Annotated in this window: 23 protein-coding genes; 6 read left to right on the top strand and 17 right to left on the bottom strand. The window is 62.5% G+C overall.

Annotated features, from left to right (window positions below; all coding sequences use genetic code 11):
- Positions 1-42 precede the first annotated feature (42 nt).
- The 3 genes from yjiA to BV82_RS04200 all read right to left on the bottom strand — a co-directional run bounded on the left by yjiA (position 43) and on the right by BV82_RS04200 (position 3,384).
- Positions 43-1,011, bottom strand: coding sequence for a GTPase (gene yjiA / locus BV82_RS04210; protein WP_036993796.1), 969 nt, complete (start codon positions 1,009-1,011; stop codon positions 43-45).
- Between the two features lie 90 nt (positions 1,012-1,101).
- Positions 1,102-1,299 carry a YbdD/YjiX family protein gene (locus BV82_RS04205; protein ID WP_010226397.1) on the bottom strand — a complete coding sequence of 66 codons (198 nt, stop codon included), beginning with the start codon at positions 1,297-1,299 and terminating at the stop codon, positions 1,102-1,104.
- Between the two features lie 18 nt (positions 1,300-1,317).
- Complete coding sequence (locus BV82_RS04200; protein WP_010226399.1) at positions 1,318-3,384, bottom strand: carbon starvation CstA family protein; 2,067 nt, start codon at positions 3,382-3,384, stop codon at positions 1,318-1,320.
- A 183-nt stretch (positions 3,385-3,567) separates the two neighbouring features.
- Here BV82_RS04200 and BV82_RS04195 point away from each other — a divergent pair, with 183 nt between their 5' ends.
- Both BV82_RS04195 and BV82_RS04190 read left to right on the top strand, forming a co-directional pair.
- Positions 3,568-3,933 carry a PilZ domain-containing protein gene (locus tag BV82_RS04195; RefSeq protein WP_010226401.1) on the top strand — a complete coding sequence of 122 codons (366 nt, stop codon included), beginning with the start codon at positions 3,568-3,570 and terminating at the stop codon, positions 3,931-3,933.
- 262 nt (positions 3,934-4,195) lie between these two features.
- A complete protein-coding gene (locus tag BV82_RS04190) occupies positions 4,196-5,716 on the top strand; it encodes a nucleobase:cation symporter-2 family protein (RefSeq protein WP_010226403.1) in 1,521 nt (506 codons plus the stop codon).
- 60 nt (positions 5,717-5,776) lie between these two features.
- Here the strand turns inward: BV82_RS04190 and BV82_RS04185 are convergent, their stop codons facing one another.
- The 10 genes from BV82_RS04185 to radA all read right to left on the bottom strand — a co-directional run bounded on the left by BV82_RS04185 (position 5,777) and on the right by radA (position 18,876).
- Positions 5,777-6,943, bottom strand: coding sequence for a Fic family protein (locus BV82_RS04185; protein ID WP_036993793.1), 1,167 nt, complete (start codon positions 6,941-6,943; stop codon positions 5,777-5,779).
- A 162-nt stretch (positions 6,944-7,105) separates the two neighbouring features.
- Positions 7,106-8,452: a TolC family outer membrane protein gene (locus BV82_RS04180; protein ID WP_051636694.1), complete on the bottom strand. Its 1,347-nt coding sequence runs from the start codon at positions 8,450-8,452 to the stop codon at positions 7,106-7,108.
- A gap of 5 nt (positions 8,453-8,457) precedes the next feature.
- Entirely contained in the window at positions 8,458-9,792 is a 1,335-nt protein-coding gene (locus BV82_RS04175) for an HlyD family type I secretion periplasmic adaptor subunit (protein ID WP_036993791.1), read from the bottom strand.
- Positions 9,793-9,794: 2 nt separating this feature from the next.
- Positions 9,795-11,564, bottom strand: coding sequence for a type I secretion system permease/ATPase (locus tag BV82_RS04170; RefSeq protein WP_036993788.1), 1,770 nt, complete (start codon positions 11,562-11,564; stop codon positions 9,795-9,797).
- Positions 11,565-11,724: 160 nt separating this feature from the next.
- On the bottom strand, positions 11,725-12,342 hold the full coding sequence (locus BV82_RS04165; protein WP_010226413.1) for a heme acquisition protein HasA: 618 nt from the start codon (positions 12,340-12,342) through the stop codon (positions 11,725-11,727).
- A gap of 81 nt (positions 12,343-12,423) precedes the next feature.
- On the bottom strand, positions 12,424-15,117 hold the full coding sequence (locus BV82_RS04160) for a TonB-dependent receptor (protein ID WP_036993787.1): 2,694 nt from the start codon (positions 15,115-15,117) through the stop codon (positions 12,424-12,426).
- Positions 15,118-15,295: 178 nt separating this feature from the next.
- A complete protein-coding gene (locus BV82_RS04155) occupies positions 15,296-15,757 on the bottom strand; it encodes a hypothetical protein (protein ID WP_036993785.1) in 462 nt (153 codons plus the stop codon).
- A gap of 76 nt (positions 15,758-15,833) precedes the next feature.
- Positions 15,834-16,832, bottom strand: coding sequence for a FecR family protein (locus BV82_RS04150; protein ID WP_010226416.1), 999 nt, complete (start codon positions 16,830-16,832; stop codon positions 15,834-15,836).
- 68 nt (positions 16,833-16,900) lie between these two features.
- Positions 16,901-17,404: an RNA polymerase sigma factor gene (locus BV82_RS04145; RefSeq protein WP_036993783.1), complete on the bottom strand. Its 504-nt coding sequence runs from the start codon at positions 17,402-17,404 to the stop codon at positions 16,901-16,903.
- Positions 17,405-17,508: 104 nt separating this feature from the next.
- Positions 17,509-18,876 carry a DNA repair protein RadA gene (gene radA / locus BV82_RS04140; RefSeq protein ID WP_010226418.1) on the bottom strand — a complete coding sequence of 456 codons (1,368 nt, stop codon included), beginning with the start codon at positions 18,874-18,876 and terminating at the stop codon, positions 17,509-17,511.
- 174 nt (positions 18,877-19,050) lie between these two features.
- Here radA and mscL point away from each other — a divergent pair, with 174 nt between their 5' ends.
- The gene (gene mscL / locus BV82_RS04135; protein WP_010226419.1) at positions 19,051-19,464 is read left to right on the top strand and encodes a large-conductance mechanosensitive channel protein MscL; all 414 of its coding nucleotides are present in this window, start codon (positions 19,051-19,053) and stop codon (positions 19,462-19,464) included.
- 48 nt (positions 19,465-19,512) lie between these two features.
- Here the strand turns inward: mscL and BV82_RS04130 are convergent, their stop codons facing one another.
- On the bottom strand, positions 19,513-20,289 hold the full coding sequence (locus BV82_RS04130; RefSeq protein ID WP_036993781.1) for a ferredoxin--NADP reductase: 777 nt from the start codon (positions 20,287-20,289) through the stop codon (positions 19,513-19,515).
- Between the two features lie 278 nt (positions 20,290-20,567).
- On the opposite strand from BV82_RS04130, the gene BV82_RS04125 reads away from it, so the two are divergent.
- Both BV82_RS04125 and BV82_RS04120 read left to right on the top strand, forming a co-directional pair.
- A complete protein-coding gene (locus BV82_RS04125; RefSeq protein WP_010226421.1) occupies positions 20,568-21,272 on the top strand; it encodes an autoinducer binding domain-containing protein in 705 nt (234 codons plus the stop codon).
- A 92-nt stretch (positions 21,273-21,364) separates the two neighbouring features.
- Complete coding sequence (locus tag BV82_RS04120; protein WP_036993779.1) at positions 21,365-22,489, top strand: methyltransferase; 1,125 nt, start codon at positions 21,365-21,367, stop codon at positions 22,487-22,489.
- Between the two features lie 170 nt (positions 22,490-22,659).
- On the opposite strand, the gene BV82_RS04115 is transcribed toward BV82_RS04120, so the two are convergent.
- The 3 genes from BV82_RS04115 to BV82_RS04105 are packed head-to-tail and all read right to left on the bottom strand — an operon-like array spanning position 22,660 to position 25,278.
- Complete coding sequence (locus BV82_RS04115; protein ID WP_010226425.1) at positions 22,660-22,815, bottom strand: DUF2474 domain-containing protein; 156 nt, start codon at positions 22,813-22,815, stop codon at positions 22,660-22,662.
- A 12-nt stretch (positions 22,816-22,827) separates the two neighbouring features.
- The gene (cydB, locus tag BV82_RS04110; protein WP_010226427.1) at positions 22,828-23,835 is read right to left on the bottom strand and encodes a cytochrome d ubiquinol oxidase subunit II; all 1,008 of its coding nucleotides are present in this window, start codon (positions 23,833-23,835) and stop codon (positions 22,828-22,830) included.
- A 3-nt stretch (positions 23,836-23,838) separates the two neighbouring features.
- A complete protein-coding gene (locus BV82_RS04105) occupies positions 23,839-25,278 on the bottom strand; it encodes a cytochrome ubiquinol oxidase subunit I (RefSeq protein WP_036993776.1) in 1,440 nt (479 codons plus the stop codon).
- 361 nt (positions 25,279-25,639) lie between these two features.
- Here BV82_RS04105 and BV82_RS04100 point away from each other — a divergent pair, with 361 nt between their 5' ends.
- Positions 25,640-26,866, top strand: a complete 1,227-nt coding sequence (locus BV82_RS04100; RefSeq protein ID WP_010226430.1) for an MFS transporter — start codon at positions 25,640-25,642, stop codon at positions 26,864-26,866.
- Positions 26,867-26,934 lie beyond the last annotated feature (68 nt).

Raw genomic sequence — 26,934 nt, 5'->3', positions numbered from 1 at the left:
GCAATAGTGATCGCACCATCGCATCGCGGGGCAAGCCCGCTCCTACAGAGTCAAAGCCTCAAACCCTTCGCGAATCTTCGCCTCCGGCAAATCGTCGGCAATGAACACCATCACACTCTCGCGCACTTCCCCCTCTGCCCACTCAGTATCCCAGTCAAAGCCATAAAGCTTGAGCACGCCCTGGAACACCAGGCGCCGCTCCTCTGCGGCAATGTTCAGCACGCCCTTGTAGCGCAGCAGCTGCTTGCCGTGCTCCTCCAGCAACTGGCTCATGAAGTCGCTGAGGCGATCAATGTCCAGCGGCGTATCGGTGCGCAGCACCAGGCTGGAGATCCGATCCGGCGTCGCCGTCTGCACGACCGGGCGCAGGCTCAAACCGCCACCCAGGTCGGCATTGAGGTTGAAGCCGCGCACATCGAGCAATTCGGCCAGGTCGATCTTGCCATGCTCCACCACCCGAATCGGCGCACGACGGTTGATCCGCCCCAGGCGCTCGCTCAAGGCCTGGAAGCTGGCGCCATCGACCAGGTCGGTCTTGCTCACCAGCAGGCGGTCGGCAAAGCCGATCTGCGCCTGGGCAATGGTCTGGGTTAGGTGCAACTCAGCGTGCGCCGCATCCACCAGGGTGATGATGCCGTCGAGGAGGTAGCGCTCGCGCAGTTCTTCGTCGATGAAGAAGGTTTGCGCCACCGGCGCCGGGTCGGCCAGGCCCGTGCACTCGATTACCAGGCGGTCAAAGGCGATCTCGCCGCTGTCCAGGCGCTCGAGCAGCAGGTACAGCGCTTTGGTCAGGTCGGTGTGGATGCTGCAGCACACGCAACCGTTGGCCAGGGTCATGACCTGCACCGGTTCATCGCCCAGCAACTGCGAATCGATGCCGGCATCGCTGAATTCGTTTTCGATGACGGCGATCTTCAGGCCATGCTCGGCCTTGAGCAGGTGACGCAGCAAGGTGGTCTTGCCGGCGCCGAGAAAGCCACTGAGTACGGTGACGGGAATGGGAGATAACAAACCGAATACTCCTGAACGCTGAAAATGACTGTGGGAGCCCGGCGCGAACCAGGCTCCCACAGCTTTGTCACTTGCCTTGCATGCCGCTTTTCAACAGCACTTGGGCCCACCCTTGCCGCCGTAACGAGCCTCCTGGCGTTCGCGGAAGAACTCCTCGTAGGTCATCACCGGCTTGTCCGGGTGCTTGGTCTGCATATGCTCGACGTAGTTGTCGTAGTCGGGCATGCCGACCATCAGGCGGGCTGCCTGCCCCAGGTACTTACCCAGTCGACCGAGATCGTTGAACATCACTGCATTCCTCTTCGGTTACGCATCCGGCAGGGCCTGGAACGGGGACTCTTTGTCAGTCCGCTCTTTTTTGCCCAGGGCAGCGATGCCGACCTTGAGGGCGAAGAACAGAATGCTGAAGACCACGAACAGGAACAGGCCGGTCAGGGCCGCGTTGGTGTAGGCGTTGAAAATCACGTGCTGCATCTGGCCGATGTCCTTGGCCGGGGCCAGCACCTGCCCGGCGTCGAGCGCCGCGCTGTACTTGTTGGCCAGGGCCAGGAAGCCGACTGCCGGGTTCGGGTCGAACAGCTTGATGAAGCCGGCAGTGGTGGTGCAGATCAGCAGCCATACCGCAGGCACCAGGGTGACCCACATGTAGCGTTGGCGCTTCATCTTGATCAGCACCACGGTGCCGAGCATCAGGGCGATGCCGGCGAGCATCTGGTTGGAGATGCCGAACAGCGGCCACAAGGTGTTGATGCCGCCCAGCGGATCGATCACGCCCTGGTACAGCAGGTAGCCCCACAGCGCCACGCAACCGGCGGTGGCGAGCAGGTTGGCGCCCCACGATTCGGTGCGTTTGAGTGCAGGTACGAAGCTGCCCAGCAGGTCCTGAAGCATGAAGCGCCCGGCACGGGTACCGGCGTCCACAGCGGTGAGGATGAACAGCGCCTCGAACAGGATCGCGAAGTGATACCAGAAGGCCATGGTGTTTTCACCCGGCAGCACCTGGTGGAGGATCTGCGCGATCCCCACCGCCAGGGTCGGCGCACCGCCGGCACGAGCCAGGATGGTGTGCTCGCCGATGTCCTTGGCCACCGCTTCGAGGGCGTCCGGGGAAATGGCAAAGCCCCAGCTGCTGACGGTCTGCGCCACCGACACGACGTCGGCGCCAACCACTGCGGCCGGGCTGTTCATGGCGAAGTACACGCCTGGCTCGATCACCGAGGCGGCAACCATGGCCATGATCGCCACGAACGACTCCATGAGCATGCCACCGTAGCCGATGTAACGGGCGTTGACTTCGTTATCCAGCAGTTTCGGCGTGGTCCCCGAAGAGATCAGCGCGTGGAAGCCCGATACCGCGCCGCAGGCGATGGTGATGAACAGGAACGGGAACAGGGTGCCTTTCCAGACCGGGCCGGTACCGTCGGTGAACTGGGTCAGCGCCGGCATTTTCAGCTCGGGAGCGATGATCAGGATACCGATGGCCAGGCCGACGATGGTGCCGATCTTGAGAAAGGTCGACAGGTAGTCACGCGGTGCCAGCACCAGCCACACCGGCAGTACCGCGGCAACGAAACCGTAGCCCACCAGCATCCAGGTGATCTGCACGCCGGTGAAGGTGAACGCCGGGCCCCAGACCGGGTCGGCGGCAACCTGGCCCCCCAGCCAGATCGACAGCAACAGCAGCACCACGCCAATCAGCGAAATCTCACCGATATGGCCCGGGCGGATGTAGCGCATGTAGATGCCCATGAACATCGCGATCGGGATGGTCGCCATCACCGTGAACATGCCCCATGGGCTCTCGGCCAGGGCCTTGACCACGATCAGCGCCAGCACCGCAAGGATGATGATCATGATCAGGAAGCAGCCGAACAGGGCAATGGTGCCCGGAATCCGGCCCATTTCTTCGCGGACCATGTCGCCCAGCGAGCGGCCGTTGCGGCGGGTGGAGAGGAACAGGATCATGAAGTCCTGTACCGCACCGGCCAGCACCACCCCGGCAATCAGCCAGAGCGTGCCCGGCAGGTACCCCATCTGCGCCGCCAGCACCGGACCGACCAAGGGACCGGCACCGGCAATCGCGGCGAAGTGGTGACCGAAAAGAATGTGTTTGTTGGTCGGCACGTAGTCCAGACCGTCGTTGTTAAGCACCGCCGGAGTGGCCCGACGTGGGTCCAGCTGCATCACCTTGGTGGCGATGAACAGGCTGTAGTAGCGATAGGCGACCAGATAGATGGCCACCGAAGCGACGACAATCCACAAGGCGTTGATGGCCTCGCCACGACGCAGGGCGACCACACCCAGCGCACAGGCTCCTATGACTGCCAGCGCCAACCACGGAATGTGGCGTAGCAGGCTATTATTGTTGTTCATGGTTTGCTTCCAGCTAGTGGATAAAAGACAGCCTTTCGAGTCTAGCGATACTGGCAGGAAAGGCCAGCCCCCACGTTGGTCTAGAGCCCTCCAGCGTGGGTTGGACAAACCTCGTTATGCGCCCTTGCGCGGGCCTTGGCAAGTGCTGAGCTATAGTCAGGAAGAACCCCGGAGTGCCTGAACATGAGCGACCCCCAAGAACGTCGACGTTTCCAGCGAGTAGCCTTCGATAGCCCCACCGAACTGCGTCAGGGCGATCGGTACTGGCCGGTCGAGCTGATTGACCTGTCCCTCAAGGGCTTGCTGATCAAGTGCCCAGAACCTTGGGACCCCGACCTGACCCAGGACTTCGAGGCCCTTGTCCACCTGGGGGAGCAAGTAACGCTATGGATGCAGGTGGAACTGCGCCATGAGGAAGGCAATCGACTGGGTTTTGTTTGCCTGCGTACTGATATCGATTCATCGTGCCATTTGCGGCGTTTGGTCGAACTCAACCTGGCCGACAACCCCGAAATGATGCGTGAACTGCGGGAATTGATCGAAGATTAGAATCTGTTAGCACCCTAACCACCAGCCTACCCCTTGCTTTTCTGTCCATCTGGACAGCTTTTTCAGCCTCCCTGTCATTTCTCACGCAGCCTTGCGAGGGCTGCGCGCAGCTGTTGGAACGATCTCTGCATCCAGCCCTGAAGCCAAACCATAGGTAGGACTGTTCCTACGCAAATCTAAAAATTGTATACAATTGTTCTGGCATTCATGTGTAGGACTTGTCTACAGTAGCGCCACAACAATAAAACTGAGAACTTGCCCCATGAATACGTCCTCCCCTAGCACGTCTTCAGCCCAGCGTCCCGAAGACGAGAACCTGGGCCTTGGCGCCAACCTGGCTTATGGCCTGCAGCATGTTCTGACCATGTACGGCGGTATCGTCGCCGTGCCTCTGATCCTCGGCCAGGCAGCCGGCCTGGGCCCCGCCGATATCGGCCTGCTGATCGCCGCGTCGCTGTTTGCCGGTGGCCTGGCAACCCTGCTGCAAACTCTCGGCCTGCCGTGGTTCGGTTGCCAGTTGCCGCTGGTGCAAGGGGTGTCGTTCGCCGGTGTGGCGACCATGGGCGCGATCCTCAGCAGTGAAGGCGGTGGCGGCTTGCCCGGGGTATTGGGCGCGGTCATGGCGGCGTCGCTGATCGGTTTTCTGATTACCCCGGTGTTCTCGCGGATCACCAAGTACTTCCCGCCGCTGGTCACCGGTATCGTCATCACCACCATCGGCCTGACCCTGATGCCGGTGGCCGCACGCTGGGTGATGGGAGGCAACAGCAAGGCGCCGGATTTCGGCAGCATGGCCAACATCGGCCTGGCTGGCCTGACCTTTGTCATCGTCCTGGTCCTGAGCAAGCTGGGTAGCGCGACCATCTCGCGGCTGTCGATCCTGCTGGCGATGGTCATCGGCACCCTGATCGCCTGGTCGCTGGGCATGGCTGACTTCAGCAAAGTTCTCGACGGCCCGCTGGTGGCGTTGCCGACGCCGTTCCACTTCGGCATGCCGACCTTCCACATCGCCGCCATCCTGTCGATGTGCATCGTGATCATGGTGACCCTGGTGGAAACCTCGGCGGACATCCTCGCCGTCGGTGAAATCATCGACACCAAGGTCGATTCCAAACGCCTGGGCAATGGCCTGCGCGCCGACATGGCCTCGAGCATCCTGGCGCCGATCTTCGGCTCCTTCACCCAGAGCGCCTTCGCCCAGAACGTCGGCCTGGTAGCCGTGACCGGGGTCAAGAGCCGCTACGTGGTGGCCACTGGCGGGGTGATCCTGGTGGTGCTCGGCCTGCTGCCGATCATGGGCCGGGTGATTGCCGCGGTGCCGACCTCGGTACTGGGTGGCGCCGGCATCGTGCTGTTCGGCACCGTTGCCGCCAGCGGCATCCGCACTTTGTCCAAGGTCAGCTACAAGAACAACGTCAACCTGATCATCGTTGCCGCCTCCCTGGGCTTCGGCATGATCCCGATTGCCGCGCCGAACTTCTACGCGCAGTTCCCCAACTGGTTCGAGACCATCTTCCACTCCGGCATCAGCTCGGCTGCGATCATGGCGATCGTGCTCAACCTGGTGTTCAACCACTTCACCGCCGGCAACTCCGACCAGCAGTCGGTATTCGCCGCCGCCTACGAACGCACCCTCCACTACTCGGACATTTCCGCCCTGCGCGATGGTGACTACTTCGAAGACGGCAAGCTGTTCAACGCCGAAGGCAAGGAGGTACCGGTGATGAGCGAGGGCGAGCATGGAGAGCCGCCGGCGCGACGAGAGGCGATTTCGGAGCACTGATTGGGTTGCGCTTGATTCAACAGGGCCGGTGCTTATGCACCGGCCTTTTCTATTGCGCCGTTATTGATGCGCCGATGACAGCTGCTGGGTAATGAATCCCTCGGCGGTCAGCGCACGGATAACCCCACGCAAAAGGTAGCTGTGGGAAAAGCCCAAGGTGTATTGGCGGGCATTGGGCTTGATCGGGACCAGCATGCCGCGCTCAACCAGTTTCTTGATCTGATACGTACGTTGAGGGCCATTCAGTCCCGGCATCGCGGCTGCCAGGTCACTCGATCTGGCAATTGCGCTGTCACTATCGAGCAGCAACCGGAGCACTCCGTACTCAAGCTCGGTAAGCAACGCCCGCTCACGGGCATGGGCCAGTGCTGGAGACAGGATGGCCTGTTTCAAATAACGGTAATCCAATAATCGATCAAGCTTCCTGAGTTCGTCCAGAATGCCCCGCAGAACATACTCGCACCACCGCTCCTGCCCTTCAGCCGTACCGGCATCCGCTTGGGCAAGCATTTCGTAATAGCGTTCGCGGTCATTGCAAAACACCGCGGTCGGGTTGAGCAAACGCCCACCTGCAGCGACGTTGAATCCATATTTGATCAACATCACATAGGTCAATAACCGCACCACGCGGCCATTGCCATTGCTGAACGGGTGAATCCAACCGAATCGATGATGAGCGATGGCAACCTTCATCAGATCGTACTTTTGGGGATCCCTGCGATTGATGAAAGCAACCAGTTCCTCCATGTAACCTTGGACCTGCACCGGATCGGGCGGGAAATGGCTCGACTGGGCGATATGCACCTGTCCAGCGCGGAAACTGCCAGGGGTTCGATCCCCTTCCCTGTCGAGGTCGTCGACGGTAATGGCATGCAACTCTCGCAGCAGATGCAAACCGACGTCATCCGCCTCATTGAAATGGTCCTCGACAAAAGTCATGGCTTTTTCGATATTGGATATTTCGCGAAGCTGGTCCGATGCAGAGTCAGCCCCCTCCACTTTGCTTTCGACATAGTCCGCAAGTGTCGTGTGGTTACCTTCGATACGTGCCGAACCCAAGCTCTCTAGAAGGTGGAAAATGCTCTTGAGCTGGAAGAACAGACTGGAAGGTGTGGTGCCAGCAAGCCGATAGCGACGTAAGTGCTCAAGCTCCGTCAAGACATCCACCAATGGCGAGTCGAAGGAAGGGTTAAGCAGTGCCAGTTCGTGGTGCTTGAAAGTCGGCATGTCGAATTATCTCAAGAGCACTTCTTCAGTAAGTCAAAAAATAGCACATGAAAGCCCTGTAAATACTGGGTTTTATAAGAAAGCGCTTAAGCAATTATGTCAAAACACGGCGAGTAGCCAAGTCAAACGCTTGGTTACTGCAAGTCAAATGGCAAGCTGAACTCAGCCTGCAGCCAAATCCCCCGGGCCGCTGGCAAAGTAGCCATTCAGTTGCTGCAAATCCTGCGGTTCCAGCACCCCAGCCAGATAACGCAGCTGCAACCAGGCGCGCAGGTAATCGTAGCGCGCCTGCGCCAGGTCGCGGCGGGCGCTGTACAACTGCTGTTCGGCATCGAGCACGTCGAGGTTGACCCGCTCGCCACCGGCCACGCTTTTGCGCGTGGCCGTGATCAAGCCGCTGGCTGACTCGACCGCCAACTCATAGGCGCGGATCTTCGCCGTGCTGCTGGCACAGAGGTTGAACTGCTTGCGCAACTGATTGAGCGTGTCGGCAATCTGCCCATCCAGGCTGAAGCGCGCACTGTCGCGCTCGGCAGCCGCCTGGCGGGTGGCCGCCGACACGCCGCCGCCGGCGAACAACGGCAGGCTGACCTGGATGCCGATGCTGTCGGTGTCATAGCGCTGGTCGTAGCTGCTTTCGGAGCTGGAGCTGGATTTGCCGGTGCTGGCATAGGCACTCAGGGTCGGCAGGTGGCCGGCGCGCTGACGCTCGACGGCGTAGTCGGCGGCAACCAGGGCGTGACGCTGGGACGCCAGTTCGGCGTTGTGGGCCACGGCAAGATCCCGCCAGCTTTCGAAGCGCAGTGGCTGCAAGGGTTGAACGCGGAAATCACCATTCAACGGCGCCAGGTCGGCAACCTCCAGCGGCTCACCAATGATTGCCTGCAAGGCGCGCAGGGCCGCATCGAGGTTGTCGCTGGCCTCGATTTCCTGGGCCTGGGCCAGCTCATAGCGCGCCTGGGTTTCCAGCAGGTCGGTACGGGTACCCTCGCCGCCCTTGAGCAAGCGCCGATTCAGTTGCAATTGCTCGGCATAGGCACGGCGCTGGGCCTGGGCCAGGGCGATCTGCTCGTTGGCGAACAGCGCCTCACTGTAGGCGGCGAACACCCGCACCGCCAGCTCCTGGCTGCGGCTGCGAAAACGCTCGTCCGCCAGCAACGCCTTGGCCACACCCTGGCGGTACTCGGCCCAGGCACCATAGTCGAACAGCGGCTGTTGCACGGTCAGCGTCGAGGTGTAGCTGCGGTAGTCACGCTGGCTGGTGACGTTGCCACGGGCGTTGGTCTGGGTCACTTCGGAATCGTTGCGGGCATTGTTGTAGCGGTAGGACAGGTTCGGCAGCAACGCTGCCCGGCCGATGGCGCGGCTCTCAAGGCCGGCATCGCGCTCGGCGATGGCGGCATGGAAGGCCGGATCGTTGCGCAGGGCCAGGGCATAGGCATCGCCCAGGTCCACTGCAGCGGCCGACAGGCTGGTGCCCAACAACAGCAGGCATGACCACACTCGCATCGACATCATTCCTCCGCCAGGGCGACATGCACCCGGTCGGTCAACGGCTTGAACAGGTAATTGAGCAGCGAGCGCTCGCCGGTACGCACGAAGGCTTGCACCGGCATGCCGGGGCGGATGTCCTGGCCGGCCAGTTGCTGCAAACCGGCGTCACTGACCTTGGCGCGTACCTGGTAGTAGGGCTGCTGGGTTTTCTCATCGACCAGGCGGTCGGCCGAGACCAGGGTCAGCTCACCCTCGACCCGTGGCGTTTTGCTCTGGTTGAAGGCGACGAACATGATCTCCACCGGCAACCCCGGGTGCAGGCGGTCGACCAACTCCACCGGCGCACGGGCATCGATCAGCAACGGCGCATCGCTGGGAACGATCTCCATCAGTTGCTGGCCACGGGCAATCACCCCGCCATTGGTGAACACGCTCAGGCCCACCACCGTGCCGCTGGCCGGGGCGCGCAGCTGGGTGTTGGCCAGTTCGAAGGCGGCGCTGCGCAGGCGGTTGCCGAGGTCTTCGGCGCTGGACTGCATCTCGCTCAACTGCTGGCCGACTTCGCGCTGGTACTCCTGTTGCCGCTGGGCCATGCGCAGTTTCAGCTCCAGAACCTGGCGGCGGGTGCGGCCGATATTGCCCAGGTCCTCCGAAATCGCGCCGTTGATCTGCGCGTACAGGCGTTCGCTGTCGAGCAAGCGGTTGCGCGGGATGTAACCGTCGCGGGCCAGTTCACGCAGGCCCTGCAGTTGCTCATCGAGCGCGGCGCGTTGCTCCTGCTTGTGGCTCATCGAGCCCTGCACGCCGGCCAGCATGGCCTCGGCGCCGGCGATGTTCTCGCGCAGGCCGGCCAGCTCCATGTCCAGCGACTGGCGCCGGCTGTTACGCAACTGGCGCTGCAGTTCCAGGGCGGTGGCCACCCAGGGCTCGGCCGCCAGGGCCTGCAGCTCGGTCGGGAAGGTGATCGATGCCAGCCCGTCACGCTCGGCTTGCAGGCGCGCTTCACTGGCCCGGGCGTTAACGTACTGAACCCTTAACGAATCATGCTGGGCCTGAGCCTGGGTGGCGTCCATCTGCACCAGCACCTGCCCGGCACTGACACGGTCGCCGTCGCGCACCAGCAGACGTTCGATGGTGCCGCCCGTGGGATGCTGCACAGCCTGGCGACTGCCGGCGACCACCACGTTGCCCGAAACCGGCACGCCCTTGTCCAGCGGTGCCAAGGCGGCCCAGAGGATGAAACCGCCAAAACCACCGATCACCAGCCAGCGGCCCAAACGGCTGTGGCGGCGGGCATCGAGGGTCAGCAGGTTGTCGGGAATGGCATGCGCGTGAAGCGACTGAGGGACGGTCATGATCAGGATCTCGGGGTGCCGTAGCTCATGCTGACGCTGGCCGCGCTGCGTAGCGCCGGGGTGGGGGTGGGAATGCCGGCCGGCTTATGGCTGCGCTGCAGGTCCTGCAGCACCCGTGCGCTCGGACCGAAGGCCTGCATCTGGCCGTTCTGTAGCACCAGCAACTTATCCACAGCCGCCAGCAGGCTGGACTTGTGGGTAATCAGGATCAGCGTGCGCTGCTGCGCCTTGATCTGCTTGATAGCCTCAAGCAAAGCGCGCTCGCCAACATCATCCAGGTTGGAATTGGGTTCATCGAGCACGATCAGCGCCGGCAGGCCGTACAACGCCCGGGCCAGGCCGATGCGCTGGCGCTGGCCACCGGACAGCCCCGCCCCGCCTTCACCCAACTGGGTGTCATAAGCATTGGGCAGTTTCAGGATCAGCTCGTGCACACCGGCCCGTTGTGCGGCGGCCACCACCTGTTGCGAGTCGACCGCACCCAAGCGGGCGATGTTCTCGGCAATGCTCCCGGCGAACAGCTGCACGTCTTGCGGCAAGTAACCGATGTGGGTGCCGAGCAGGCCCTTGTCCCAGTGCTGCAGCTCGGCGCCATCCAGGCGCACCTTGCCGGCAGCCGGCAAGGCAGCGCCAACCAGCAAACGCGCCAGCGTCGACTTTCCCGAGCCGGACGCGCCAATAATCCCCAGGCTGTCGCCGGCCGCCAGCTCGAAACCGAGATTGACCAGGCACGGCTTGCGCGTGCCCGGCTGCATCGCACTGAGCTGCTCCACCAGCAAGCACCCGCTCGGTGCCGGCAACGGCATGCCGGCCGCGCGCGGCGGTTGCTCGCTGAGCAAACTGTACAACCGCTCATAGGCCTGGCGTGCCGACCCCCACTGGCGCCACACGGCAATCAGCTGGTCGATCGGCGCCAGCACCCGGGCCATGAGAATGGAGCCGGCGATCATCATCCCCGGGGTAATCAGTTGCTCGATCGCCAGCCATGCGCCCAGGCCCAGTACCAGCGATTGCAGGGCCAGGCGCAGGCCCTTGGACACTGCGGTGATCGCTGCCGTGCGTTCGCTGCCGAGGTTCTGGCGCAGGAGAAAACCGTGGTGCAACCTGGCCCAGCGCTGACGCACCGCCGCCAGCATGCCCATCGCCTCCATGACTTCGGCATTACGCAGGTTGGCGCCAGCCTGCTGTCCGGCCTGCTGCGACAGCTGCCCGGCTTCGGCGAATGGCGCCTGGGTCAGGCGCTCGTTGATCCAGGCGAGGATCGTCAACAACACGGCGCCAACCAGCGCCATCAACCCCAGCCAGGGGCTGAACAGGAACATCACCAGCAGGTACACCGGGAACCATGGCGCATCGAAAAAGGCGAACAGCGCCTGGCCGGTGGCGAACTGGCGCAAGGTGGTCAGGTCGCTGAGCACCTGGGTCGCCGCACCCTTGTGGCCGGCCAGGCTGGCCTGATAGGCGGCCTCGAACACGCGCGGGTTGAGGCGCATGTCCATCTGCGTGCCGAGACGGATCACCACCAGGCTGCGCACCCATTCCAGCAGGCCCATGAAGGCGAACAGGCCCAGCACCATCAGGCTGAGCATCAGCAGGGTCATCTCATTGCCCGAAGACAGCACCCGGTCGTAGACCTGCAGCATGTACAGCGCTGGTGCCAGCATCAGCAGGTTGATCACCGCAGTGAACAGGCCGATGTTGGCAAAGCCGGCGCGGCAGGCCTTGAGCGCCTGCAATACTTCGTTCGCAGGGCGGGAGCGGGTTGCTTTCATGAAGGACCTCAACAGGGCGAGCCCGCGGGCGGTTGACCTCGCCGGCGCAGGCTCGCAGAATTCGCACCACCGCCGCCTGGGCCCGGCAAAGACGCAGGCGGCGGGGTAAGCCAGCAGCGAATGGAGGAGTGATCTTCCATTCGCTTTTTTTTGCCTGGGGTCAGGCGGCCAGGGCAAAGTCCTCGGCCAGGGCTTGAACGCCCACCACATCAGCCGAAGCGACATTCAGCGGGCCACCGGCCAGGGCAGCGCTGATGGCGTCGAAGGTGTCGTCGGTGGATACGCCGTAACCGGCCAGCAGGTTGTCCAGCACGCCTTCCAGGGCCGAGGTGTTGCCCTGCATCAGGCCGTAGATCACGCTCTGCACTTCGTTGCCGGCGCGACCGGCGCCCAGCGCCGCCTCCAGGTCCAGGCCATTGAACGTGACCACTTCTTCGGCCAGGGTGAAGTTGCTGCCATTGCCGCCACCGAGCTTGTAACCCAGCGAAACGCTGTCCACTTCGCCCCACAGGTAGTGGTTCATGTTGCTGCTGGCCGGTTGGCCCGGGTTGAACACATAGTGCAGGCCGTTGGTGGTATCGCTGCTGGCTACGAAGGCGTAGTCGGAACCATTGGCACCGTGGGTCGCATACTGCTCGCCGTTGAAGCCGCCTTTGTTGAAACCGCCGGTGTTGCTGTAGCCATGACCTGCGGTGGCGAAACCGGCCGCCCAGGTGGCCAGGTAATCGTCAACGGTGTAGGAGGCGTACGCTGCATCGTAAGAAACGGAAAGGCTCATGTCTCATCCTCTAAATAGTTGAGGGTTGTGGTTCGAAGGCGTGTTCCATGCCTTCGGTGTTGCCCGGTATGGGCAATTCGGTCAGAACTTGTACTCGAGCATCCCGGTCAGGGTCCGGCCACGGGCCAGGGACAGGTTGTTGCTGTCGCCCATGGCCACGAAGTACGCCTGGTCGGTGAGGTTTTCCAGGCTCAGGGCCAGGTTCAGCTGCGGCGTCATCCAGTAGCTGCCGTACAGGTCGTAGACCTTGTACTGCGGCCACAGGGCCTGATCGAGGTAGGAGTAGTTGTGGGTGTCCAGGTTGGTGCCGTTGCCTTTGCTGTAACGCAGGCGGGCACCGACATCGAGCTGGTTGTCGAGAAAACGCAAACCGACGGTGAGCGAACCGCGATCAGCCGGCATGTAGGTGGCGTTACCCATGATGTCGCCGCAGCGGCTGTAGTTGTTGAGCTCTGCATTGTCGAACGCCTCGCTCACCGGCACCCGCCGCATGATGATGCGATTGCCGACCTTGAGCGGGCGCAGCACCGTGCCCACGCGCTTGAGATCCTTGGCTCCCCCCAGGTAGAACTGCGGCGAGCAGAACTCGTTGCTGCCGATCATGTGGGTGTAGCTGAGCTTGCTGTAGAACCGCCCGGCGTCGTAATCCACGGCGTATTCCACGCCACGGAACTGGGTCTGCTGCTGGTTGTTCTGGTACGCCATGCGTCCGGTCGAGGTGCCTGCTGCGGTCAGGCCCGGCACATCGACGTTGATATCGAGGAACGAGAAGTTGTCGATCCGGGTGTCGAAGTAAGCGACCTTCATGCCCAGCCGATCGCCTTCACGGAACAACGACTCCTTGAAGATGTTCACCCCCAGCTCCCAGTCGTGGGAGCGTTCGGCTTGCAGGAACGGGTTGGGGTAGACCATCTCGGCGCCACCGCCGCCGTGGGGACGGCCGGACATGAACACTTCGGTGACCGAGGGTGGCCGCCAGCCACGGCCCCAACGGGTGTACAGCTGCAGCCAGTCGACACCCGGCTTGACGGCAATGCCGAAGGTCGGCGAGAAGCGCCCTTCTTCCTGTGCCTCGTCAAACAGCAGGTGCGTCGCCGGCTTGCCCAGGTCGGCCTCAAACGGTCCGTCCGGGTACATCCACACGGTCATGCCGGTTTCACCCGTGAGCCGGTAGCGGTCATAGCGCAGGCCGGCATCCAGGGTCAGCCAGTTGCCGTGTTCGTACTGCACTTGCCCGAACAGGCTGGCCATGACGCGCTTGCCGCCCGGCGTCGACCCCTGAACGTAGGGGTAGGCTTCTTCGTTGCTGGCCGGCACGCGATCGGTGCGCGGCTTGAATTTGTCCTGGAACAGCTCGGTGCCGTAGTCGAACGTCAGCTGGTCGCTCGCCCCAAAGTAGAAGCGCGAGGTGTTCTGCAACTGCAGGCCCCAGGTATCGGTCTGGAAGCGATCGCTGTAGGCCGCATAGTAGTTTCCGCTTTGCGGGCTGGCATTGTTGCCGGCATTCCAGCGATCCTGGCGGGTGCTGACGAAATAGAGCTTGGCCCTAAAATCGATCAGGTCGCTGTCGGGGCTGAAGCTGTAGTCGAGGGCGACGTTCTTGGCATTGATGTCGTTGCTGCCGGAGCGCTGGTAGAAGTACTGGTCCTCGGTGTCGTTGAGCCAGGTCCAGGCATCCTTGCTGTCGGTGTCGGTCTCCATGTAGCTCAACTGCACGCGCTGATCCTGGGGCAGGTTCAGGCCCAGTTTGATCATCTGCGAACGGGTGACGCTGCCCATGTCTTCGACTTCACCCTTGAGCCAGTCGTCCCAGGCGGCGGGAAACTGGTTCTTCAGGCGAATCTCGGTGCCGAGGTTGTCTTCATTGTTGCTGCCCGCCCGGTAGTTGCCGAAATGGCGCTCACTGACGCCGAGCAAGACATCGCCGACTTCATTGCCGAACGCGAACAGCGCACTGCCATTGAAGTACGTGCCGTTACCCAGTTCACCGATACCGTGACCGGCGCGCAGGCGGCCGCCGTATTCCTTGCCGGCACCGAGAAACTCGCTGGCCTGCACGGTGTTGAAACTGGCAATACCACCGATGACCCCGGCGCCGCCCATGCCTGAGCGCGAACCTTTTTCGATCTCGACACTGCTGATGAACTCCGGGTCAACGAACATCACCCCGTTGCGCTGCTGGTGACCGTTGACGTTGAAGTTCTGGCGCATCCCGTCGATGTTCATGTTGACCCGGCCGTAGTCCTGCACGCCGCGGATATTCACCGACAGGCCCGGGTCGCGCTGGTTGACGGCGGTGTAGACGCCGGCGGTTTCTTCGAGCATGTCGGCGGCATGGCGTGGCGGGCGCTTGTCGATCTGCTCGCGGGTGATGACGCTGACCGAACGGGGAGTCTGATAAACCCAATCGGCATCGCTGTTCGAGTCGACATGCGTGGCGCCCAGCTCCAGCGCCTGGCCGTCGTCGCTCACCCGCTCCAGGCCGACCCGGTCGGAGCCGCTGAAGCGATAGCGCACGGGCGAGCCGCGCAACAACAGGCCAAGCCCTTCCTGTGCCGAATGCTCGCCGCGCAAGCCTTCACTGCGCAGGCCTGCCAGCTTGCGGCTGTCGAAGAACACCTGCACCCCGGCCTGTTCGGCGAAGGCCAGCACAGCACTGTCCAGGGCCTGGGCGGGAATGTCGAAGTGGATCAGCGCGGTGCGCTGGCTGGGTGTCGCGGGCTCGGCCGCCTGGACGCTGCCAATCCCCATCGGCAAGGTCCAGGCGCCCAGCATCAGGCTGCTGGCAAGGGCTACCCGACCGAGCGGTCGGGTGCGTCGTTGGTGTGGATTGCTCACGTCTGTTGCTCGCTGTGTTGGCGTTTTCTAGTAATGAAAATCAATCTCAACAAACAGACGTGCAACGTGGGGAAAGTCAGTAAAGAAATTTCAAAAGAAATTTAACCCGTGAACATCAGACGCCGCAGGTGAGCGCCGATTGCCCTTGTTTACGGTCCTTGCCGCTGTTTTCGATGATCGATGCCGTCACCGCAACCTCATCGCCGCTGGCCGACATGTCACCGTCTTCGGCCACCCGGTAGCCCAGTTTGCGAAACAGCGTACGCACCTGATCGGGCGGCGCATCAAAATAGATCCCGTGCCATTCATAGCCGATGAATACCGCCGTGACCTTGATGCCATGGAAGGGCAGGTCGACCGGGTAGCTCACCTCCTCTTCCTGCGCCTTGGCAGGCAGGGCCTGACGCTTGGCAATCGCCTTGTCGAAGTAAGGCTCAAGCGGTGCACCGAACTCGCAGGTGGCGGGGTCGAACTGCACCAGGTTGTCGTCGGCCGCCAGCACCTGAGTGCTGCACAATCCGAGCAGCAAGGCGCCGGAGAGGGATGAAGCAATACACGCGAGAAAACCACTGGCCATATCCCTGCCTTCAGATCATCGTGAAAACGCCAGTTTCGTGGAAAAAACCGCTGCCGACAATCGCCCGCCAAGGCACTCAATAGATCAGGGTCAGCCCCGGCAGATCCAGCCGACTGACCTTGAGTTCATCGGTCAGCAGGCCCAGCGCGGCGTCCAGGTTATCCAGACGAAACATGCCGCTGACTTCACGCCGTGCCAGGGCCTGATCGGTGATCAGCAGGTGCCCGCTACGATAGCGATTGAGTTGCGCGGCCACCTCAGCCAGCGGTTCGCGCTCGAACACCAGCACGCCGCGCTGCCAAGCGGTGGCACGACGCACGTCCTGCTCAGGCCACAGGCGAATACCGTGGGTCGTGTCGTAGCGCAGGCTCTGACCTTCCTTGAGCAACTGCTCGCCGCTGCCCGTTTGCGCGGCGTCCTGCAAGGTAACCGCAACACTGTGCTCGAGCATGCCGACCCAGGTGCCGCCATCAGGCTCGGGGCCCACCACGAAACGCGTGCCCAGGGCACGGCTGCTGCCCCCTGCCCGCTCGACCACGAAAGGCCGTTGTTCGGTGCCGGAGACCGGCGCAACAGTAAACACCGCTTCACCGGCCAACAGGCGCACACGACGTTCGCTGTCGCTGTAGGCCAGCTCGATGCCACTGTGACTGTCCAGGTCGACCTGGCTGCCATCGGGCAAACTCACCCGGCGCACTTCACCTTTGGCCGTTGCGTAATCGGCGTGCAATGCCAAGGAAACGCTGGGCAACTGATCCACAGCGACAACCGCCAGCACCCATGCAGCCGTAGCGCTCAATGCCCAGCGCAAGCGTGAACGGCGTCGGCGCCCGGCCAGTGGACGGGCCACGGCAAGCGACGCCCTTGGCGCACCCTGGTCAAGCGAGCCAAGACGGCCAAGGTCGGCCCAGGTCGCCTGGGCAAACGCCAGCGCCTGGGCATGGCGCGGATCACTGGCCAACCAGCGCGCCAGCGCCTGCTCCTGCTCGGTTCTCAACGGGCCGGCGCTGAGCAGCACCGCCCACTCGGCGGCCTGCTCGCGAATGGCTTGCTCTGGCGAGTTCTGGCTGGTCACACGGTTCTCTCGAGTTCTGGTTATATGAGTGCTGACGTCTGAAGGCGCATTTCCCAGTAAACCGTTCGTCATCCTGGTTCCTGCAGACACTGCATCACATAGGCCAAGGCCTTGGCCAGATGCTTCTGCACCGAGCTGTCGGAAATGTCCATCGCGCGCGCCACCTCGGCGTGGGTCATGCCTTCCAGGCGGTTGAGGCGGAACACGTCCTGGGTACGCGGCGGCAAGTCGGCCAGCGCCCTGCGCAGGCGGCGCATGTGCTGTTCAGTGGCGGCATGTTCATCCAGGCCCGGGCGGTCTTCGACGATGGTTTCCAGTGCCTCGTGAGGCACCGAATCGGTCTTGCGCCGTTGCTGCTGACGAACATGATCGATCATCAGGTTGTGCGCAGTGCGATAGAGATAGGCCGGGGTGTTGTCGATCCGTTCATGGCCCTGTTGCTCGGCCAGGCGCAGAAAGCTCTCCTGCACCAGGTCGGCAGCCAGTTGCGGATCACGCACCTTGCGCGTCAACACCCCCTGCAAGGTTCTCGCGTGCTTGAGGAACAGCCGCTTCAAGTCGGACTCCGCCACGCGAACTCCCTGTGGATGGCCGGAAGAAGGCGGTATGCTACTCGTTAGTGAGAATCACTTGCAACTTCACCCCGGCACGCCTTGCACGCGCCGGGGTGCGCAGGTCACTCGAACAGCGCGTCCAGTGCCTGCTCAAGCCGGGTCACGGCAATCACCTGCAATCCGGGCGGCGCTTCCTTCGGTGCGTTGCCCTTGGGCACGATGGCACGCTTGAAGCCATGCTTGGCCGCTTCCTTCAGACGCTCCTGGCCACTGGGTACCGGGCGTACTTCGCCGGACAGGCCGACCTCGCCAAACACCAGCAGGCCGTTGTCCAGCGGGCGGTTGCGCAGGCTGGACATGATCGCCGCCATCAGCGCCAGGTCGGAGGCTGTCTCCAGCACCTTGACCCCGCCGACCACGTTGAGGAATACGTCCTGGTCGTGGGTAGGGATGCCGCCATGGCGATGCAGCACCGCCAGAAGCATCGCCAGGCGGTTCTGGTCCAGGCCGAGGGTAACCCGCCGCGGGTTGGACAGGTGGCTGTCATCGACCAGCGCCTGTACCTCCACCAGCATCGGCCGGGTGCCTTCCCAAGTGGCCATGACCACACTGCCCGGCACCTCTTCCTGGGCACGCGTGAGAAAGATCGCCGACGGGTTGGAAACTTCCTTCAAGCCACGGTCGGTCATGCCGAATACACCCAGCTCGTTGACCGCGCCAAAACGGTTCTTCACCGCGCGTAACAGGCGCAGGCGGCCGTCGGACTCGCCCTCGAAATACAGCACGGTATCGACCATGTGCTCGAGCACCCGCGGCCCGGCCAGCGCGCCTTCCTTGGTCACGTGACCGACCAGGAAGATCGCCGTGCCGCTCTGCTTGGCATAGCGCACCAGCAACGCCGCACTCTCGCGCACCTGGGAAACGCCGCCGGGAGCCGACTGCAACTGTTCGGTGAAGATGGTCTGGATCGAGTCGATGACCATCACCTTGGGCTTCTCGACCCGCGCCGTGGCGATAATGGTTTCGATGCAGGTTTCGGTCATCACCCGCAGTTTGTCCTGGGGCAGGCCCAGGCGCCGGGCACGCATCGCCACCTGTTGTTGCGACTCTTCGCCGGTGACATACAGCGCCGACATGCGCGTGGCGATGGCGCACAGGGTCTGCAGGAGGATGGTCGACTTGCCGATCCCCGGGTCGCCACCGATCAGCACCACCGAGCCATCGACCAGGCCGCCGCCGAGCACCCGGTCCAGTTCGGCGCTGGCGGTGGTGAAGCGCGGGATTTCTTCGACGCTGACTTCGGCCAGGGTCTTGATCTGCGCCTGTTGCCCAGCCCAGCCGGTGCGCCCGCTGGGGGCCGCGGCGGCGCCGCTTTCCAGCACGGTCTCGACCAAGGTGTTCCAGGCGCCGCATTCAGCGCATTGCCCGGCCCATTTCGGGAAGGTGGCGCCGCACTCGGTGCAGCCGTACATGCGCTTGGCCTTGGCCATGGGACGGTCCTCTGGAAAAAGGCACCATCATAGCCGACCTCGACAGCCTGGGCGGGCACAGAAAACCACAAAACTATTCGGTATAACCGCAGTCTGTTGCAGCAGCGCGGAGCATGAAGCGCATAGCTGATTTACACTGCGTTTACCAATCTCATCTGTTACAAGGAATAAACCATGGGCGTGCTCAGTGAATTCAAGGCCTTCGCGGTCAAAGGGAATGTCGTCGATATGGCCGTCGGTATCATTATCGGTGCCGCCTTTGGCAAAATCGTTTCATCTTTCGTAGGTGATGTGATCATGCCACCGATCGGTCTGCTGATCGGCGGCGTCGATTTCAGTGACCTGGCGGTAACCCTCAAAGCCGCCGAAGGCGACATACCGGCCGTGGTAATGGCCTATGGCAAATTCATTCAGACCATCCTCGACTTCATCATCGTCGCCTTCGCGATCTTCATGGGCATCAAGGTCATCAACCGCCTGAAACGCGAAGAAGCCGCCGCACCCACCCTGCCGCCGGTACCCAGCAAAGAAGAAGAGCTGCTCACCGAGATCCGCGACCTGCTCAAGGCGCAGAATCGGCAACCCTGAGTGCAGGGATAAAAAAACGGCGCCTGCGGGCGCCGTTTTGCTTGCGGCTTACCAGTAGGTCTCGACGGCTACCTGGCCGGGGCGGCGGCTGAGGCTGAGGTTCATGTCGCATTGTTTGAGCACTTTGCGGGTGTCATCGACCATCTGCGGGTTGCCGCAGAGCATCACCCGCGAATGTTCCGGGGTCAGCGCCAGGCCTGCTGCGCGTTCCAGATCGCCATTCTCGATCAGGGTGGTGATGCGCAGGTTCAGGGCGCCGGGATGCTGTTCACGGGTAACGATCGGGATGAACTGCAGCTTGCCGGCAAATTCCGCCAGGTAGTCGCGTTGCTCAAGGCCCGCGATCAGCTCCAGGTACGCCAGCTCCCGGGCTTCGCGCACCGAGTAGACCAGCTTGATCGATTCGAAGCGCTCCCACACCTCGAAGTCCTGGAGGATCGACAGGAACGGCGCAATACCGGTGCCGGTTGCCAGCAGCCACAGGTCGCGGCCGTCGACAAAGCGGTCGAGGGTCAGGTAACCAAAGGCCTGGCGATCGATCAGCAGGCTGTCGCCTTCGCCCAGTCGGCTCAGTTCACTGGTGAACTCACCGCCCGGCACCACGATGGAAAAGAAATCCAAGTGCTCGTCGAATGGCGAGGACACCATCGAATAAGCGCGCCAGACCACGCTGCCGTCAGCCTTGGTCACCCCTAGGCGGGCGAACTGGCCGGCACGAAAACGAAAGCCCTGGTCGCGGCTGGTACGCAGGCTGAACAGGCTGGGGGTCAGTGGCTGGACGTCGAGCAGCGTCTGGCGGGTGAACTTTTCAGCACTGGCAGTCATGACTCGCTCCAAAGAAAAGATGGCCCAGTGTCGCGCAAACGCTGCGGGATAAACACCGTTGGTTTGTAGTGGCATCGACCAGTGGCGTGGTCAGTACCAGTGATAGCCCATTGATTTCAAACTGATATCAAACAACTACGCCACTGTGTGCTAAAGAACATCCCTGTAGAAATGTTCACATTTCTATAGCCAAAAAACCCAACAAAATCGTGGGACATTTCCTACACTACTTTCCACCTTTATTCAGTTGTTGGATCCATCAACGAGAGACTGGCCCCATGCCGCACTGGAAAGAACAGCAGCTAGAGCAGTTGCTGGGTGAAACCGACGAACAACGGATGTTTGAGCTCGCGGTTTCCCTGGCCCAGCAATTGGGCATGGAGTACCTGGCCTTCGGCATGCGCGTGCAGATCGCGACTCTGGCGCCTCAACTAAGAACCTTCAACAATTATCCCGACGCCTGGAACGAACACTACCAACGCTGCAACTACCTGGACATCGACCCAATCGTCGCCCACGGCCATCGTTCGCTAATGCCGATCCTGTGGTGCGATGACCTGTTCCGAGAGACGCCTCAATTCTGGGAAGACGCCCAATCCCACGGTCTGCGCCATGGCTGGAGCCAGTCGGCACACGATATGCGTCACAACGAAAGCATGCTCAGCGTCGCCCGCAGCCAACAAGCAATCAGCCTCGAAGAGCTCTACGACAAGGCCGGCCAGACGATCTGGCTGTGCAACCTGCTGCATACGCTGATGATTGACCGGCAGCCGGGGCACGAAACACCGGCCTGCAATTTATCCGCGCGGGAGACCGAAGTACTGAAATGGTCTGCCGCCGGCAAGACCGCCGCCGATATCGCCTGCATCCTTTCGCTGTCGCAGAGCACGGTGAACTTTCACATCCGCAGCATCATCAGCAAAACCAACGCGAGCAACAAAGCCGGCGCGATCGCCATTGCGGCGATGCGTGGCCTGATCTGAGCCAACAGCCCCGTCCCCCTGCAAAGCACGGTAGAATCACGGCCCTGTAGAGCGCGCCACGCGCGCACATCAATGCCCCAGAGCCTTACACCATGCCCCTGCTGACCAGCCCTTTCGCCGAACTCGACCTGCTTCGCCAGCCCGAGCAAGCCAACGACCCCCTGCAAGCCTTCGATGCTGCCGACGAGTATTTGCTGGAGCACCTGGCCGAACAGTCACCGACGGCGAGTACCCGGGTGCTGGTGCTCAATGACAGCTTCGGTGCCCTGGCCACCAGCCTGGCCCCCCATGTAGCGGTGCTCAGCAGCGGTGATTCGCACCTGGCGCATCTGGCCCTGGAAAAGAACCTGGTGCGTAACGGCCTGGCCTTCGATGCAGTACCGTTCGTGGCGGCCAGCAAGCCGTGGCAGGGGCCGTTCGACCGGGTGCTGGTACGTGTGCCCAAGACCCTGGCGTTGCTCGAGGAGCAACTGATCCGCTTGCAGGGCCAACTGACGCCCGGCGCGCAAGTGGTTGCCGGCGCCATGATCAAGCACCTGCCCCGCGCGGCGGGTGATCTGCTGGAGAAGTATATCGGCCCGGTGCAGGCATCGCTGGCGAAGAAAAAGGCCCGGCTGCTGATTGCCACCTTCGAGCCAAAGCCGGCGTTCACCTCCCCTTACCCGACCCGCTATCAACTCGACGCGCCACACCTTGAGCTGCTCAACCACGCCAACGTGTTCTGCCGCGAAGGCCTGGATATCGGTACCCGGGCGTTCCTGCCGCACCTGCCCAAAGACCTCGGCGATGCACGGGTCGCGGACCTGGGCTGCGGCAACGGCGTGCTGGCGATCGCCAGCGCCCTGGCCAACCCGCAGGCGCAGTACACCCTGGTCGATGAATCGTACATGGCGGTGCAATCGGCACTGGAGAACTGGCAGGTGGCGCTGGGCCAGCGTGAAGTCACTGTACGCGCTGACGACGGCCTGGCCGGGCAGCCGGCACAGTCGCTGGATGTGGTGCTGTGCAATCCGCCGTTCCACCAGCAGCAGGTGGTCGGTGACTTCCTCGCCTGGCGGATGTTCCAGCAGGCTCGTGAGGCATTGGTGGTCGGCGGCGCACTGTACATCGTCGGCAACCGTCACCTGGGGTATCACAGCAAGCTGGCGCGCTTGTTCCGCGGGGTCGAGCAGGTGGCGGCGACGCCGAAGTTCGTGGTGCTCAAGGCGCGTAAATAAACCAGCACCGCGTCACCTGCATCGCTGGCAAGCCAGCTCCCACCATAGACCGGTGTCCACTGGCCCTGTGGGAGCTGGCTTGCCAGCGATGAGGCCCTAAAAAAAACCCTCCGCAGCTGACGCTGCGAAGGGCTGTAAATCCGCCGCAAGGCGGGATGGGAAATATCGTTTCAGTGCGTGCTCAGTCCGGCCGCACTCATGAACAGGCGCATCAGCCAGGCCACCAGGGCCAGGCTCAGCACACTGCCCACCCAGATCAGCGCCAACCAGCCCAGGCGCTGCCAGAGCGGTTTCTTCTCTTCGTCAATCGTGCCTTTGCCAGTCATTGCCATGCTCCCCTAGTGGTAACCATCTTCGTGGGTCACCTTGCCGCGGAACACGTAGTAGCTCCAGAAGGTGTAACCGAGGATGAACGGGATGATGAACAAGGTCCCGACCAGCATGAAGCCCTGGCTCTGCGGTGGCGCAGCAGCATCCCAGATCGAGATCGACGGCGGGATGATGTTCGGCCACAGGCTGATGCCCAGGCCGCTATAACCAAGGAAGATCAGCACCAGGGTCAGCAGGAACGGGGTGTAGTGAGCATTACGCGCCACCGCCCGGAGCAAACCGTAGAGGGTCACCAGCACCAGGATTGGCACCGGCAGGAACCAGAACAGGTTCGGCAGGCTGAACCAGCGCTCGGCAATGTCCGGATGGGCCAGCGGCGTCCAGATGCTGACGATACCGGTCACCGCCAGCAGCACCAGGGCCAGCGGGCGCGCCAGGTCATGCATCTGCAGCTGCAGTTTGCCTTCGGTCTTCATGATCAGCCAGGTGCAGCCGAGCAAGGCGTAGGCGACGATCAGGCCCAGGCCGCAGAACAGGCTGAACGGGGTCAACCAGTCGAGGCTGCCGCCAGCGTAGTTGCGATCGACCACCTCGAAGCCTTCGATGAAGGCGCCCAGCGCCACGCCCTGGAAGAAGGTCGCCGCCAGCGAGCCGCCGATGAACGCCTTGTCCCACAGGTGGCGCTTGGCCGCAGTGGCCTTGAAGCGGAACTCGAAGGCCACGCCGCGAAAGATCAGCCCGACCAGCATCAGCATCAACGGCAGGTACAACGCCGAGAGCACCACTGCGTAGGCCAGCGGGAAGGCGCCGAACAGCGCCGCACCACCGAGCACCAGCCAGGTTTCGTTACCGTCCCAGACCGGCGCCACGGTGTTCATCATCACATCGCGGTCCTGCTCGCCCTTGACGAAGGGAAAGAGAATGCCGATGCCCAGGTCGAAGCCGTCCATGACCACGTACATCATGATGCCGAAGATGATGATGATGGCCCAGATAAGCGGAAGATCAATGCCCATGATTCAGTTCCCCTTGTTCAGGCTGGCGGGCTCGCCATTGTCATGGTCGTCATCGGCGGCGGACAGCGGCCGGGCGGGGGTGCGTTGCTGGCCAGGGCCACCGGGATTGGTCTCGTCGCCTTCACCGGTTTTCGGCCCTTTGCGCACCAGGCGCATCATGTAGCCCAGGCCAGTGCCGAACAGCGCGAAGTAGACCACCACGAACATCACCAGGGTCAGGCCGAGCTGGCCGTAGCTGTGGTTCGAAGCGCCATCGGCGGTACGCATCAGGCCGTAGACCACCCAGGGCTGGCGACCGATCTCGGTGGTGAACCAGCCGGCGAGGATCGCGATCAGGCCGGACGGCCCCATCCACAGGGTCAGGTACAGGAACGGCCGCGAGCTGTAGAGCTTGTCGCTTTTGCGCAGCCACAAGCTCCAGAGGCCGACGAAGATCATCAGCATACCGAGGCCGACCATGACCCGGAACGACCAGAACACGATGGTCGAGTTAGGCCGGTCTTCTTTCGGGAACTCCTTCATCGCCGGCACTTGCTTGTCCAGGCTGTGGGTCAGAATCAGGCTGCCCAGCGCCGGGATTTCCAGCTTGAAGCGGGTGGTCTCGGCCTGCATGTCGGGGATGCCGAAGAGGATCAACGGGGTCGGTTCGCCCGGCACGTTTTCCCAGTGGCCTTCGATCGCAGCAATCTTCACCGGCTGGTGCTTGAGGGTGTTGAGGCCGTGGAAGTCGCCGATCACTGCCTGTACCGGGGCCACGATCAGGGCCATCCACATGGCCATCGACAGCATCTTGCGGATCGCCGGGTTATCGCGGCCGCGCAACAGGTGCCAGGCTGCCGAAGCGCCGACGAAGAACGCCGTAGCCACAAAGGCGGCCGTCGCCATGTGCGCCAGTCGGTAGGGGAACGACGGGTTGAAGATCACTGCGAACCAGTCCACCGGAACGACCACGCCGTTGACGATTTCGTAGCCCTGCGGGGTCTGCATCCAGCTGTTGGAAGCAAGGATCCAGAAGGTCGAGATCAAGGTGCCGATGGCCACCATGACCGTGGCGAAGAAGTGCAGGCCACGGCCGACACGGTTCCAGCCAAAGAGCATGACGCCAAGGAAACCGGCCTCGAGGAAGAAGGCCGTGAGTACTTCATACGTGAGCAGCGGGCCGGTGACGGAGCCGGCGAAGTCGGAGAACTTGCTCCAGTTGGTGCCGAACTGGTAAGCCATGACCAGGCCGGAGACCACCCCCATGCCGAAGTTGACGGCAAAGATTTTCGACCAGAAATGGTAAAGGTCACGGTAGACGCTGTTGTTGGTTTTCAGCCACAACCCTTCGAGAACAGCCAGGTAGCTCGCCAGGCCAATGGTGATGGCCGGGAACAGGATGTGAAAGGACACGGTAAACGCGAACTGAATTCGGGCGAGATCTAGAGCCTCTAATCCGAACATAGTGCTTCCTCTGTCAGGTAATCCGGCGTCAGGCGATGGCCTTGGCGCCAACTGCCCCCACGGTAGTTGAGTGCGGCAAGTTGGAATTGTTCTGTAAACATCACATCGCAGGGAATTCGGCCGTCTGGCCCTACCGTTGCAAATGAAACAATTGATCCAGATCAACGGTTGCCTGAAAGGATAGTCCTGAACGGACTGCGCGCTTGTGTGGTTGATTGCCGCGTGACCGGTTGTCTCACCCCCTTTACCGCGCCCTAAAACAGTGCGCTAACCGCACGCAGGCCGAACTCCTCGCAACCTACTGTTACAAAGTGATGATAATCTGCACCGCCGATCCCTTCGCCGAGGCTCTGTTTCGCCGATGTCAGACCCTGTTCTGCTACTGCGTCATCACCGTCCCTTCCTGGCCTTCTGGCTGGCCCGGGTGTTTACCGCCAGTGGTTTCCAGATGCTCACCGTGGCGATCGGCTGGCACCTTTACCAGTTGACCGGCAATGTCCTCGACCTGGGCCTGGTGGGACTGGTGGAGTTCGCCCCGCGGGTGCTGTTCATGCTGCACACCGGGCACGTTGCCGACCGTTATGACCGGCGCCGGGTCGCGGCCTTGTGCCAGAGCGCCCAGGCCATGATCGCCCTGGTGCTGGTGGTTGCCAGCAGCACCAACAGTGTCAGCCGCGAACTGATCTTCCTGTTGGCGTTTTTGCTCGGCAGCGCACGCTCGTTCGAAATGCCGGCAACTCAGGCGCTGCTGCCGAACGTGGTGCCTTCCGAGCTGTTCCCGCGTGCAGTGGCCGCTTCTGCCTCGGCGATGCAGGCAGCAACGATCGTGGCGCCGGCGGTAGGCGGCTTTCTGTATGCCTTCGGCAGCGTCTGGGTGTATGGGCCGACGGTGGCGCTGTACCTGATCGCCTGTGTACTGACCCTGGGCCTGGTCTCCCGTCAGCAACCGGGCAACCAGGGCCGCGCCAGCCTCGAATCGTTGATGGCCGGGATTCGCTTTATCCGCAGCCGCCCGGACATTCTCGGCGCCATCTCCCTGGACCTGTTCGCCGTGCTGCTGGGCGGCGCCACCGCACTGCTGCCGGTGTTTGCCAAGGACATCCTGCTCACCGGCCCATGGGGCCTGGGCCTGCTGCGCTCGGCGCCGGCGGTGGGCGCCTTGCTGATGTCGCTATGGCTGGCGCGCTTCCCGGTGGAGCGCAAGGTCGGGCGGGTGATGTTCACTGCCGTCGGCGTGTTTGGCGTGGCGACCATCGCCTTTGGCCTGTCCACTTCGTTCTGGTTTTCCCTGGCCGTGCTGGCGGTGCTGGGTGCCGCCGACATGATCAGCATGGTGATTCGCGGCGCCTTCGTGCAACTGGAGACCCCGGACGAGATGCGGGGCCGGGTGAGTGCGGTGAACGGGCTGTTCATCGGTGCGTCGAACCAGCTCGGTGAGTTCGAGTCGGGGGTGACGGCGCACTGGTTCGGCACGGTGCCGGCGGTGGTGCTGGGCGGGGTCGGGACGCTGCTGGTGACCGGGGTGTGGATCAAGCTGTTCCCGACCTTGGCTGGGCGCGATCATATGCAGAACAGGCCCGAGGATTGACCTCAGGGGCCTCATCGCTGGCAAGCCAGCTCCCACAAGTCCGGTGCATGCAAAACCTGTGGGAGCTG

The organism is Pseudomonas donghuensis, from assembly GCF_000696345.2.
In the GTDB taxonomy this organism is placed as follows: Bacteria; Pseudomonadota; Gammaproteobacteria; order Pseudomonadales; family Pseudomonadaceae; genus Aquipseudomonas; species Aquipseudomonas donghuensis.
The sequence above is the reverse complement of the archived record's forward strand: the minus strand, read 5'-3'. Positions and strand labels throughout refer to the sequence as shown.